Below are 13,097 nucleotides of genomic sequence, written 5' to 3' on the forward strand. Positions count from 1 at the left end.
TCTCTCGCTGGGTTGTGGTCGTTACGTACTGTCGTAATCCAATCTTGACCGGCGGCGCGCAGAGTGAGACTCTGGAAGGCACATCGCGCAACCTTCCACCCGCGTAGAGGACAACTCCAGTTGGAAATCCCGCGGGACATCGCATGCGCAGAATCCACTGGTCACTCAGTGTGGAGGACCTACATCATGGCGAAGGCTCTGTTTGGCCACGTCGGCGGCTCCGACCCTCGGATGGTCTCGGAGATGCGGCGGCTGCAGAAGCGGGTACGCGACCTCGAGGACGAGATCAGCCGCCTTCAGGCACAGAACGACCAGCTCAACATGGCCGTCACCGATGTCGCCGCCGGCGCGACCGACCGCGAGCCCGCGCTCGCCTGACCCGCGCCACCGACGTACCGGCCGACAGGCCGACCGTTTCCGGGATGTTCCGTTCACCGGCGGGGGCGCCGAACGCGTCATCCAGGCGTCCCTGAGGAACCCGTCGGCCACCACGGTCCGGCGAGAGCCCGCACGCCGCAGATTTTCCTTTCCCTTGCGGCTTCCTTTACCGTTGTACCCGGCGGACCCTGTCACAACCCTCCGTGTCCGCCGGACATCCCCCCTCCCCCGATCCCGGCCCCGACCCAGGTCAGCGGCCGATTCCATCGGAGGACGTCGGCCGGAACCACCCCCCGCGGTCACCGCTTCGTGGCACCCTTGGATGGTCGTGCCGTGAATGGCAGGTGAGCGCCGTGGGAGGTGTGCGTGTATCTGAAGAATCTGACGCTGCGCGGCTTCAAGTCGTTCGCGTCGGCCACCACCCTGCGTTTCGAGCCCGGGATCACCTGTGTGGTCGGTCCCAACGGCTCGGGCAAGTCCAACGTCGTCGACGCGCTCTCCTGGGTGATGGGGGAACAGGGGGCCAAGTCCCTGCGCGGCGGCAAGATGGAGGACGTGATCTTCGCGGGCACCTCCACCCGCCAGGCGCTGGGCCGTGCCGAGGTCAGCCTCACCATCGACAACACCGACGGCGCCCTGCCCATCGACTACACCGAGGTCACCATCAAGCGGACCATGTTCCGCAACGGCGGCTCGGAGTACGCCATCAACGGCGACACCTGCCGCCTCCTCGACATCCAGGACCTGCTCAGCGACTCCGGCATCGGCCGCGAGATGCACGTCATCGTGGGCCAGGGGCAGCTGGACACCGTCCTGCACGCCGGCCCCGAGGAGCGCCGCGCCCTCATCGAGGAGGCCGCCGGCATCCTCAAGCACCGCAAGCGCAAAGAGAAGGCGATCCGCAAGCTCAACGCGATGCAGGGCAACCTCGACCGCGTCAACGACCTGACCGCCGAGCTGCGCCGCCAGCTCAAGCCGCTGGGCCGCCAGGCCGAGCTGGCCCGCAGGGCCGCCGTCATCCAGGCCGACCTGCGCGACGCGCGCCTGCGCCTGCTGGCCGACGACATCGTCACCCTCACCGAGCAGCTCGCCAAGGAGGAGGCCGACGAGAAGGAGGTCCTCACCCGGCGCCAGGCGGCGGAGACGGCCCTCGCCCGGACACAGGAGCGCGAGACCGAGCTGGAGGCCCAGGCCACCGCGGCCGCGCCCGCCCTCGCCCAGGCCTCCGAGACCTACCACGCGCTCTCCCGCCTCACCGAGCGGCTCGACGCCGTGCGCGGCCTCGCCGACGAGCGCCACCGCAACCTGGCCGACGTCGCGGACGAGCCCGTCCACCGCCGCGACCCCGAGGAACTGGAGACGGAGGCCGAGGAGGCCGCCGCCCAGGAGGAGGAGCTGCTCACCCGGCTGGAGGAGGCCCGCGAGGCCCTGGAGGCCACCGTCACCGAGCGGTCCGCCGCCGAGGACGCGCTGCACCGCGAGGAGAAGCGGCTGGAGGCCGCCGCCCGCGCCGCCTCCGAGCGCCGCGAGGGCCTCGTCCGCCTGTCCGCCCGGGTGGAGGGCCTGCGCGGCCGGCTGTCCTCCGACGAGGACGAGACCACGAGGCTGGAGGAGTCCGCCCGGCAGGCCGCGGAGCGCGCCCGACAGGCGCAGGCGGAGTACGAGATGGCCGCCGAGGAGTCCGCCGGGCTGGACGAGGGCGACGCCGAACTCGACTCCGCACAGGAACTGGCGGCCCGTCAGCTCTCCGCGGCCGACACCGACCTCAACCGGCTCCGCGACGCCGAGCGCACCGCCGAGGGCGAGCGTTCCGCCCTCTTCGCCCGCAAGGAGGCCCTCGAGCTGGGCCTGGCGCACAAGGACGGCGCTGGCCCCCTCCTCGACTCCGGCCTGCCCGGCATGCTGGGCGGGTTCGCCGCACTCGTCCAGGTCGACCCCGGACACGAGACCGCGGTCGCGGCGGCCTTCGGCGCGGCCGCGGGAGCCGTCGCGGTGGAGTCCCCCGACACGGCCGTCGCCGCCCTCGAACTCCTCCGGGACCGCGACGCGGGCCGCGCGGGCGTCGTCGTCGCCGACGCCGTGCCCTCCGCGCCCCGCGAGACCTGGCCCGTACTGCCCGCCGGCGTCCGGTACGCCGTCGACGCCGTCGTGGTCCCGGACCACCTCCGGGGAGCCGTCACCGCGCTGCTCGACCGGACCGCCCTGGCCGACGACGTCCACGCGGCCCGCGCCCTCGTCGCCGCCCTGCCCGGGGTCCGGGCCGTCACCCCCGAGGGCGACCTGTTCACCGAGGCGCTGGTGCAGGGCGGCTCCGCCGGGGCGCCCAGCCTCCTGGAGGTCCAGGCCGCGGTGGACGAGGCGGGGGAGAGGTTGGAGGCGGCCACCGAGAGCGCCAAGCGGATCGCCGCCGAACTCGAGGCCAAGAAGCGCGAACGGGCCGACCTGGCCGCCCGGGCCGACGAGCTCACCGCCCGCCGCCGCCAGAGCGACCGCAAGCGCAACGAGTCCGCGCAGAGGCTGGGCAAGCTCGGCGGCCAGGCGCGTTCGGCGGAGGCGGAGTCCGAGCGCTACGCGGCCGCCGCGGCCACGTCCTCCGCCGCGAGGGACGAGAACGCCGAGAAGCTGGCGCGGCTGGAGGAGGAGCTGGCCGAGGCCGAGGAGGTGGCCGCCTCCATCGAGGAGGACGCCCCCGACGCGCAGACCCGCGACGAGCTCGCCGTCCGGGCCTCGCGGTCCCGGGCCACCGAGATGGAGCGCCGCCTGGCGGTGCGCACCGCCGAGGAGCGGGCCCGGTCGATTGCCGGGCGCGCCGAGCAGCTGCGCGCCCAGGCCTTCGAGGAGCGGCGCGCCATGGAGCGCGCCGTCGAGCGCCGGCGGGCCCGCGCCGCGCAGGCCACCGTCGCCCGGGCGGTGGCCGAGAGCGCGCGGCTGGCCCTGGAGCGGATCGCCGTGTCCCTCGCGGCCGCCGAGAACGAGCGGGCCGTCGCCGAGGCCGGGAAGGAGGCGCGCGACGGCGAGCTGAGGACCGTGCGCGCACGGGTCCGCGAGCTGTCCGTCGACCTGGAGAAGCTGACCAGCTCGGCGCACAGCGGCGAGGTGGCCCGCGCCGAACGGCGCCTGCGCCTGGAGCAGCTGGAGACCAGGGCGATGGAGGAGCTGGGCGTCGACGTGCCCACACTCGTCGCCGAGTACGGTCCGCGCGTGCCCGTGCCGCCGCCCGCCGACGCGGGCGAGGAGGCCGTGCCGCTGCCGTACGTGCGCGAGGTGCAGGCCAAGCGGGCCAAGGCCGCCGAGCGCCAGCTCAACCAGCTGGGCAAGATCAATCCGCTGGCCCTGGAGGAGTTCGCCGCCCTGGAGGAGCGGCACGCGTTCCTCAACGCGCAGCTGGAGGACCTCAAGAAGACCCGGCGCGACCTGATGGACATCGTCCAGGAGGTGGACGCCCGCGTGCAGGAGGTGTTCGCGTCCGCCTACCTGGACGTGGAGCGCGAGTTCGCGGCGATCTTCGGCCGACTGTTCCCGGGGGGCGAGGGGCGCCTGCTCCTCACCTCGCCCGAGGACATGCTGACCACCGGCATCGAGGTCGAGGCCCGGCCGCCCGGCAAGAAGGTCAAGCGGCTGTCCCTGCTGTCCGGCGGGGAGCGGTCCCTGACCGCGGTGGCGTTCCTCGCGGCGATCTTCAAGGCGCGCCCGTCGCCGTTCTACGTGATGGACGAGGTCGAGGCGGCCCTGGACGACACCAACCTCCAGCGGCTGCTGGTGATCTTCGAGGAGCTGCGCGCCTCGTCGCAGCTGATCGTCATCACCCACCAGAAGCGCACCATGGAGGCGGCCGACGCGCTGTACGGCGTCACGATGCAGGGCGACGGCATCTCGCAGGTCATCAGCCAGAAGCTCGTGCGCCCGGCCTGAGGCCGGTTCCGGCCGCGCACCCCTCTCCGCCCGCCCGTGGCGTCCCCGCGGCCCGGGGGCGGTCGGACGGCGGTCGTCGCCGTGGTGCCCGCGTTCGTGTCCCGGCCCGGTCCGCGCCGGCGGGCCGGGGGCCGGACACGGCGGAGGCCGCCCTCCCCGGGGGGAGGACGGCCCCGTGGCGCGTGCGGGACTACCCGCGGTCGATGGTGATGACCGGGGAGGTCCAGGTCTCCCAGTGGTCCGGGTTGTCGGGGTCGCCGAGCGCCTTGAGCGCGCGGGCCTCCAGCCGGTAGGAGCCGTCCCTCACGTCGGTGATCCGGCCGTGCCTGTCCACGACCGTGCCGTCCCACGGGTAGCTGAAGAACGACGTCCTCGTCGCGCTGCGGTGCACGTAGTCCACCGACACCCCCACGTTGCGGTCGGGGTGGACGGGGCGGCCGGTGCGCTCGTCGATGACCACCATGTCGAGCCTGGTGACGTGGTGGTCGAAGTGCGCGATCACGTACGGCACGTCGGGAAGGCCGTCGACCCACTCCATCGTGTAGGAGGCGCCGTCCGGCTGGTTCTCGAACGTGCCGCCGCTGTCGCTCGCGCAGTCCAGGCCGGAGAAGGCCTCGCACTCCGTGATCCTGGTCAGCCACGGCAGGTCCGCGACCACGCCCGACCCGTCGCTGATCGGGGTCATGGCCTCGATCTCCTGGTAGTCGCCGTTGTAGGCGGCGTACGGGACCCGGTAGGTCTCCCCGCCGGTCTCGGACACGGTGACGTACCCGCCGTAGATCATCTGCTCGAAGTCCTGGGCGGGCGGGGTGACGGTGACCCGCACCTCGGCCGACCCCCCGGCGGGGACGGTCACCGAGTCGCTGTCGAAGGCCACCTCGGCGGAGCCGTCGTTGTAGCCGGGCGCGAAGGTGTCGCCGTGGGTGCCCAGGGCGGCCTCGTGGGAGAGCTCGTACGTGGCCTCCCCGTCACCGTCGTTGGTGATGGTGACCGTCTCGGTCACGGCCTCCCCGGTGGCGCCGAGGGACAGCTTGCCGGGGGTCACGGTGGTGGTGGCGAGCACGGAGCCGGGGACGTCCAGCATGCCCGCCCCCTGGCGGTGCACGTTGTCGGGGTGGCCCAGGCCGGGGTTGCCCCACCACGCCTTCGGGTCGGCGCTGTTCTGGAGGACGGTGCGCACCTCGTGCGAGTCCAGGTCGGGGCGCGCCTGCAGCAGCAGTGCGACGCCGCCCGCCACGTGCGGCGACGACATGGAGGTGCCGCTGATGGTGGCGTAGCCGCCCTGGTCCATCGGGTACGTGGAGTTGATCAGGCCGCCGGGGGCGCCGATGTCCGGCTTGAGGGACAGGTCGGCGGCCAGGCCGAAGGAGCTGAAGGAGCTGATCAGCCCGCCGGTCGGGTTGGGGATGGTGATGTCCTCGCCCGTCCAGGTGAGGGTGACGGGCTCGTCGCCCTCCAGGAGCTCCAGCAGGTGGGCGCCGGCCTCGTCGGAGACACCGATCGAGAAGGCGCCCCGGTCGACGATGCCGCCGCCGGCGAACATGCCGGGCACGTTGTTGTACATGACGACGCCGGTGGCGCCGGCGTCGAGGGCCGCGTCGTACTTCTCGGCGAAGGTGCACTCGCCGCGCACCATCAGGGCCGTCCGGCCCTCCAGGTCCGCGACCTCGTCGCCCAGGGCGGTGCAGCCCCGTCCGACGTGGACGAGCTCGTCGGTGTCGCCGGAGGCGGGCGGCGGCTCGGCCGCGCCCATCTCCATGTAGGCGAGGGCCTCGCCGCTCGGGTTGGCGGTCACGGACGCGGCCTGGATGTGCGTGTTGTCGAAGGAGGCGACGCCGATCACGTCCTCGCCGAGGCCGGGGGCGCCCGCCGAGTACAGGCCGGTGGCGCCCTCGTTGCCGATGGAGGCGACGACGACCATGCCCTCGTCGACGAGGTTGTCGGAGGCGACGGCGGTCGGGTACTGGGGCCAGGAGTGCGAGGAGCCGATGCTCATGTTGAGCACGTCCATGTCGTCCGCGAGGGCCTGCTCCATGGCGGCGATCATGATGTCGGAGGTGGTGGACCCCGTGCAGCCGAACACCTTGTAGGCCCCGAACTCGACGGCGGGCGCCACACCGGTGACCCCGCCCTCGGCGCCGACGATCCCGGCGACGTGCGTGCCGTGCCCGTTGCAGTCCTGGGGGTCGTCGTCGGGGACGGGGACGGACGCGGGGTCGCCGGCGTTGAAGTCGTCGCCCACGAAGTCGTGCCCGACGACCACGCGGTCGTTGGGGAACCCGCCCCCGCCCAGGTCGGGGTGGGTGTAGTCGACGCCGGTGTCCATGATGGCCACCCGGAGCCCCTCGCCCGTCAGCCCGAGTTCGTTCTGGGCGATGTCGGACCCCGTCATGGGGAGCGCGGTGTCCAGGTCGGGGACGTTCTCGCCGGTCTCGGGGATCCGGTAGGTGAGGACGGGGTGGATGGCGCTCACGCCGGGGATCTCCCGCGCGGTGCCGACCTGTGTGTCGTCCATGCGGACGGAGAGGCCGTTCCACAGCTCGCTGAACGAGTGCCGTTCGGTGTACTCCAGGCCGTGCTCCTCGGCCTCGGCCCGGAAGTCCTCGTGCTCGCCGTCCACCGTCGCCGGGGAGGTGCCCTCGGTGGTGGGCGGGCTCTCGAGCTCGATGAACCACAGGCCGTTGGCCTGGTGGGTCAGTTCACCGTTCTCGGAGGAGGGCGCGGGATGGAGGGGGGCGAGTTCGGAGACCTCGTCGGCGTTCGCCGGTGTGGAGGCGGCGAGGCCCGCCACGAGTGTCAACCCGGCGAGCGCCGCCAGGCGTGATCGGTGGGGTACCACCTTGTCAACACATCCCTTCTCGGTGCACGCCGCTGGACACCGGGGGAGCGGAATACCCCACTAAGGACATATGTGGTGCTCAGGGGGATACGCCGCTTCATGTCCTTGTTCGTTTGATCGGCGCGCATAGCAACGAGATCATTGCCGTGTGCCATGAATGTGTCAATGTTCGCGAAGACTCAATATGGCCACATGGTGGATCCAAGTTGCACCAGGGGTTGATGTTTCACGAGAGGTTCATAAACGGACATGAATTCACTTTTCCCGCGTATTGGGATAAAAGGAATTCTGGTACGGAGTTCCGTCGCCCTGCGCAGACCCCTGTCCGTGCGGGGCAGATGCGGGGAAGACGCAGGCCGGGGCGGCCACCGGCCCGCCAGCGAGGAGCCGGGGGGACGCGAGTAGGCTGGGGACGTCGGGCCGCCTCCGGGCGGCCCGTCCGGTGTCGAAGGAGCGAAGTCCGGTACAGCGGCCCTGCGGGGCCGTCCAATCCGGCGCTGTCCCGCAACTGTGGAGCCCCGCCCCGGCGGGGACGAGCCAGGTCGCCTCCCGGCATCGACTCACCCGTCCTCGTGGGAAGGACAGGCCAGTCTCCGCCAGGACCGTGCTCCTTCCCCCGTCCCGCAAGGAGCACCGTGCGGATCCCACGCCCCTTCCCCGCCGTCCTCCTCGGAGCCGCCCTCACCCTGACCGCCTGCGGCGGCGGGGCGGAGAACGGTGAGCCCGAGGCCGAGCCGACGACCGACGCCGCGCCCGCCGCCTGCGGCGCCCCCGAGGCCGATCCCGACCGTCCCACCGTGGGCGACGGCACCTTCCCCGTCACCCTCACCGGCGCCACGGGCGACGTCACCCTCGAGGAGGAGCCCCGGCGGATCGTCTCCCTGTCGCCCAGCCACACCGAGATGCTCTTCGCCATCGGCGCGGGCGACCAGGTCGAGGCCGCCGACGAGTACTCCGACTACCCGGAGGAGGCCCCCACCACGGCGCTGAGCGGCTTCGAGCCCAGCGTCGAGGCCGTCACCGAGTACGACCCGGACCTGGTCGTCCTCGCCCGCAGCGCCGAGGACACCGCCTCACAGCTGGAGACCGTGGGCATCCCCACCCTCGTCATCGACGCCGCCCAGGACCTGGAGGACACCTACGCGCAGATCCGCCTGCTCGGGGACGCCACCGGCCGCACCGCCGAGGCCGACGCCGAGGCGGACCGGGTCGAGAGCGAGTTCAACGCGGTCGTCGAGGGCGTGTGCGACACGGCCGACGGCGCCGGGCTGACCTTCTACCAGGAGCTCGACGAGACGTCCTTCTCCGCCACCTCCGAGACCTTCGTCGGGCAGATCTACCGGTCCTTCGGGCTGGTCAACATCGCCGACGCGGCCGACGACGGCTCCGCGGGCGGGTACCCGCAGCTGTCACAGGAGTACATCGTCGAGGAGAACCCCGACATGGTCTTCCTGTCCTACGGCGACGAGTCCACGGTCGAGGACGTCGCCGGGCGTCCGGCCTTCGACACCGTCACCGCCGTGCGGAACGACGCCGTCTACCTGCTCGACGCCGACATCGCCTCCCGCTGGGGACCTCGCGTCGTCGACTTCGCCGAGCTGGTCGGCGAGGCCGTGACCGAGAACGCGGGGAACTAGCGTGAAGGGCGGTGTCGGCGTCCCCGTCGGCTGGGCGGCCGTGGGAGCGGTCGCGCTGGTCGCGGCCGGCCTCTTCGGCATCTCCGCCGGAGCGGCCTCCCTGTCGGCGGCCGACATCGTCCGGCACCTCCTCAGCCTCCTGCCGTTCGGGGTGGAGTCGCCCCTGACCGAGCGGCAGGCGGCCCTGCTCGTGGAGCTGCGCCTTCCCCGCGTGGTGATGGGCGCGATCGTCGGCGCCCTCCTGGCCACGGCGGGCGGCGCCTACCAGGGCGTGTTCCGCAACCCCCTCGCCGACCCCTTCCTCCTCGGCGCCGCCGCCGGGGCCGGGCTCGGCGCGACCCTGGTCATGGTGTTCGGGCAGGAGCTCGGCGGCTCGCCGCGCGCCCTGGTCCCCGTCGCCGCCTTCGTCGGGGCCCTGCTCGGCGTGGCGGCCGCCTACCTGCTCGGGTCCACCGCGGGGGGCGGTGGCACGGCCTCCCTCGTCCTCGCGGGCGTGGCCGTGTCGTCCTTCCTCTCCGCCGCCCAGACCCTGGTCCAGCAGATGGGCGTCGACCAGCTCCAGCGCATCTACGCCTGGCTGCTCGGCGGGCTGGGCCGCGACGGGTGGAACGACGTCCGGCTGATCGCCCCCTACGCGGTGGTCGGCCTGGCCGTCCTCCTGCTGTGCGGCTACCTGCTCGACATGCTCGCCCTCGGCGACGACAAGGCGGTCAGCCTGGGCCTGAACCCGGCGGCGGTGCGCATCGTGGTGATCGGCGCGGCGTCGCTGGCCACGGCCGCCGCGGTGTCGGTGAGCGGGCTGATCGGCTTCGTCGGGATCGTCGTCCCGCACGTGGTGCGCCGGCTGGTGGGGTCCAACTACCGGGCGATCCTGCCGGTGACCGTGCTGTTCGGCGGGGCCTTCCTCGTCCTGGTGGACATCGTGGCCAGGACCCTGGTGTCCCCGGCCGAGCTCCCCATCGGCGTGGTGACCGCTTTTCTCGGCGCGCCCTTCTTCGTTCTCATCCTGCGCACCACGCGCCACCGCAGTACCTGAGGCGCGATGGCGCGGGCACTCGCGGACACCGGCCGCGGACCCCGCGCACCGTTCGTTCCCGGCACGCCACCCGGCCGTGACGCGAACGCGTCGAACACTCTGGGAGACTGGTGCACGCTATGGACATCACCTTGATCGCCGCCATCGTCATCGCCGTCGTGCTCCTGGCCGTCGGCGGGTTCTTCCTGGTCAGGACCCAACGCCCGGTCAAGCCGGGCAAGGAGGAACCCGGACCCGAGACCACGGGGGCCGCCGGGGCGACCGCCGTCGAGGAGGACCGGGACAGGGACTCCGGAACCGTCCGCACGCCTCCCTCGCAGGCCCCGCCGGAGGCCCCGGCCGCCGAGCCCGCCGCGCCGGAGCTGGAGACCCCGCCGCCCTCCGCGGGGCGCATGGTGCGCCTGCGCGCGCGGCTGGCCCGGTCGCAGAGCTCCTTCGGGCAGGGACTGCTCAACCTCCTCTCCTCCGACACCCTGGACGACGACGCCTGGGAGGAGATCGAGGACACCCTCATCACCGCCGACATCGGCGTGGCCTCCGCCTCCCAGATCGTGGAGAGCCTGCGCACCCGCGTCAAGGTGCTCGGCAGCCGCGGCCACGGCGAGGTGCGGGCGCTGCTGCGCGAGGAGCTCCTCGCGCACATCCGCACGGACGCCGACCGCACCGTGCGCACCGAACCCCACAACGGCCGCCCCGCCGTGATCATGGTGGTCGGGGTCAACGGCACCGGGAAGACCACGACCACCGGCAAGCTGGCCCGGGTCCTGGTCGGCGACGGGCGCAGCGTCGTGCTCGGCGCCGCCGACACCTTCCGCGCCGCCGCCACCGAGCAGCTCCAGACGTGGGGCAGCCGCGTGGGGGCCCCGGTCGTGCGCAAGGAGGAGGGCGCGGACCCGGCGAGCGTGGCCTTCGACGCCGTCTCGCGCGGCATCGAGGAGGGCGCCGACACGGTCATCATCGACACCGCCGGGCGCCTGCACACCAAGACCGGCCTGATGGACGAGCTGGGCAAGGTCAAGCGGGTCGTGGAGAAGAAGTCGCAGGTCGACGAGGTGCTCCTGGTCCTCGACGCGACGACCGGGCAGAACGGCCTGCGCCAGGCCCGGGTGTTCGGCGAGGTCGTGAACGTCACGGGCATCGCGCTGACCAAGCTGGACGGCACCGCCAAGGGCGGCATCATCGTGCAGGTCCAGCGCGAGCTGGGCGTGCCGGTCAAGCTGGTCGGGCTCGGGGAGGGGCCGGACGACCTGGCGCCCTTCGACCCCGAGGTCTTCGTGGACGCCATCCTGGGCTGAGGCGGCTCCCCCGTCGCCGGGGCGGATCCGCGAGCGTGGCCGGCCACCCGACCGGGTGCCCGGCCACAGCCGTGTCCACACGGCGCGAACCCGGCCGTACCCGGACACCGGCGCCGCGACGGCCCGTTTCATGCGATCGACACGCCGGTGAAACACCGAACGCCGCCTACTTGACGGCGCCGTCCCCACGGGCGTGAGATATGACCGAGAGTGACCATTTGGTCTCCCTCGGCTGATGTGACGGGGGTCGCTCTGTGCCGGTGCACGTGCGTTCGGGCGTGCTGGGGGTTCGGTTCATGGTGCGTTAACACTTCTGGCTGTCCTTTTACCCCTGCGCAACACGTCGGGTCCCGGGGAGAAACACCCCGGTCGGACAGTTGCCTGCGTGGTGATCTGCATCGGGCCCGATGATGCGCTCGCTGACCGCCGCCCTCACAGACACAATCCCCCGCCCGTCCTACGGAGGCGACGTAATGATTGACACCGGCAACACGGCGTGGCTGCTCATCAGCGCAGCGCTCGTGATGCTCATGACCCCGGGCCTGGCCTTCTTCTACGGAGGCATGTCGCGGGCCAAGAGCGTCCTGAACATGATGCTGATGAGCTTCGCGAGCATCGCGATCGTCAGCGTCCTCTGGGTCGTGGTGGGCCACTCGCTCACCTACTCCGACGGCGGTCCGCTCAACGCGTTCATCGGTGGCTTCGACTACGTCGGGCTCAGCAACCTGATCGGCGAGATCGAGCCCGCGGCCGACGGCGAGGGCGGCTACCCGCTGCTCGTCGACGCCGGCTTCCAGATGATGTTCGCGGTGATCACCGTGGCCCTCATCAGCGGCGCGATCGCGGACCGCGCCAAGTTCGGCGCCTGGATGCTGTTCGCCCCGGTCTGGGCCCTGCTCGTCTACTTCCCCGTCGCCCACTGGGTCTGGGGCGACGGCTGGATCGGCGGCCTGACCATCGGCGGCTACGAGGTCATCGACTTCGCCGGCGGCACCGCGGTCCACATCAACGCCGGCGCGGCGGCGCTGGCCCTGACCTTCGTCCTCGGCCGCCGCAAGGGCTTCGGCTCCGAGTCGATGCGTCCCCACAACCTTCCGTTCGTGCTGCTCGGCGCGGCGCTCCTGTGGTTCGGCTGGTTCGGCTTCAACGCCGGCTCCGCCTACGCGGCCAACGAGACCGCAGCCCTGGCCCTGGTCAACACGCAGGTCGCCACGGCCGCCGCCACCGGGGCCTGGATGCTCGTCGAGCGCCTGCGCTACGGCAAGGTCAGCGCCCTGGGCTTCGCCTCCGGCGCCATCGCCGGCCTGGTGGCCATCACCCCGGCCGCCGCGAACGTCACCCCCCTCGGCGCGATCGCCGTCGGCGCGCTGTCCGGCGCCGTGTGCGCCTACGCCATCAGCTGGAAGTTCAAGTTCAAGTACGACGACGCGCTCGACGTCGTGGGCATCCACATGGTCGGCGGCATCATCGGGTCGGTGGTCCTCGGACTCGTGGCCGCGGGTGTGGTCGGCGGCTCGGACGGCCTGCTCTACGGCGGTGGCATCGGCCTCCTGGCCGTCCAGGTCGTCGCGGTCGTCGGCGTCATGATCTACTCCTTCGTCGTCACCTGGGTCATCGCCAAGGTCATCGACCTCGTCGTCGGGTTCCGCATCACCGAGGAGGTCGAGACCAACGGCCTGGACCACGAGCTGCACGCCGAGTCGGCCTACGCCTTCGAGGAGCTCGACGAGATCGAGGCAGAAGCTGTCTCCCCGCCGACGCCTCCGGGCGGGGAGGCGGCCTCACCGCAGGTCAAGGCCTAGTCCTCAGCGTGGAGGCCGGAGGCCCTGCACCGTTGACGCGGTGAGGTGCCAGGGACCGGCGGGGAGAGATCCCCGTCGGTCCCGTTTCTGTTTTCTATAGTGCTTCGTGGCATATATGGGCATTCATAGGCCGGTATTGGCCGTGGCCTGCGTGTTGGTTCGGTACCCTCTGAGCGGTGCGGCTGTCATGCCGCGGGA

7 protein-coding genes are annotated in these 13,097 nt (G+C 72.1%); 6 read left to right on the forward strand and 1 reads right to left on the reverse strand.

Features of this window, described 5'->3' with window-relative positions:
* Positions 1–186: 186 nt before the first annotated feature.
* A complete protein-coding gene (locus tag ACFQBR_RS10045) occupies positions 187–378 on the forward strand; it encodes a hypothetical protein (RefSeq protein ID WP_267946457.1) in 192 nt (63 codons plus the stop codon).
* 366 nt (positions 379–744) lie between these two features.
* A complete protein-coding gene (gene smc / locus ACFQBR_RS10050; protein ID WP_344176456.1) occupies positions 745–4,290 on the forward strand; it encodes a chromosome segregation protein SMC in 3,546 nt (1,181 codons plus the stop codon).
* A gap of 190 nt (positions 4,291–4,480) precedes the next feature.
* On the opposite strand, the gene ACFQBR_RS10055 is transcribed toward smc, so the two are convergent.
* A complete protein-coding gene (locus tag ACFQBR_RS10055; RefSeq protein ID WP_267946455.1) occupies positions 4,481–7,129 on the reverse strand; it encodes a S8 family serine peptidase in 2,649 nt (882 codons plus the stop codon).
* Positions 7,130–7,764: 635 nt separating this feature from the next.
* On the opposite strand from ACFQBR_RS10055, the gene ACFQBR_RS10060 reads away from it, so the two are divergent.
* The 4 genes from ACFQBR_RS10060 to ACFQBR_RS10075 all read left to right on the forward strand — a co-directional run bounded on the left by ACFQBR_RS10060 (position 7,765) and on the right by ACFQBR_RS10075 (position 12,899).
* On the forward strand, positions 7,765–8,766 hold the full coding sequence (locus tag ACFQBR_RS10060; protein WP_344176453.1) for an ABC transporter substrate-binding protein: 1,002 nt from the start codon (positions 7,765–7,767) through the stop codon (positions 8,764–8,766).
* A 1-nt stretch (position 8,767) separates the two neighbouring features.
* Positions 8,768–9,802, forward strand: a complete 1,035-nt coding sequence (locus ACFQBR_RS10065; protein WP_330158519.1) for a FecCD family ABC transporter permease — start codon at positions 8,768–8,770, stop codon at positions 9,800–9,802.
* A gap of 119 nt (positions 9,803–9,921) precedes the next feature.
* On the forward strand, positions 9,922–11,097 hold the full coding sequence (gene ftsY / locus ACFQBR_RS10070; protein WP_344176451.1) for a signal recognition particle-docking protein FtsY: 1,176 nt from the start codon (positions 9,922–9,924) through the stop codon (positions 11,095–11,097).
* A 473-nt stretch (positions 11,098–11,570) separates the two neighbouring features.
* Positions 11,571–12,899 carry an ammonium transporter gene (locus ACFQBR_RS10075; RefSeq protein ID WP_267946451.1) on the forward strand — a complete coding sequence of 443 codons (1,329 nt, stop codon included), beginning with the start codon at positions 11,571–11,573 and terminating at the stop codon, positions 12,897–12,899.
* The last annotated feature ends 198 nt before the right edge of the window (positions 12,900–13,097 follow it).

The organism is Nocardiopsis tropica (genome assembly GCF_042660575.1).
Lineage (GTDB): Bacteria > Actinomycetota > Actinomycetes > Streptosporangiales > Streptosporangiaceae > Nocardiopsis > Nocardiopsis tropica.

Bases quoted from the DNA above. Each gene is read 5' to 3' on its own strand.
- ACFQBR_RS10045 (WP_267946457.1), top strand. From the start codon at position 187: ATGGCGAAGGCTCTGTTTGGCCACGTCGGCGGCTCCGACCCTCGGATG.
- ACFQBR_RS10075 (WP_267946451.1), top strand. From the start codon at position 11,571: ATGATTGACACCGGCAACACGGCGTGGCTGCTCATCAGCGCAGCGCTC.
- ftsY (WP_344176451.1), top strand. From the start codon at position 9,922: ATGGACATCACCTTGATCGCCGCCATCGTCATCGCCGTCGTGCTCCTG.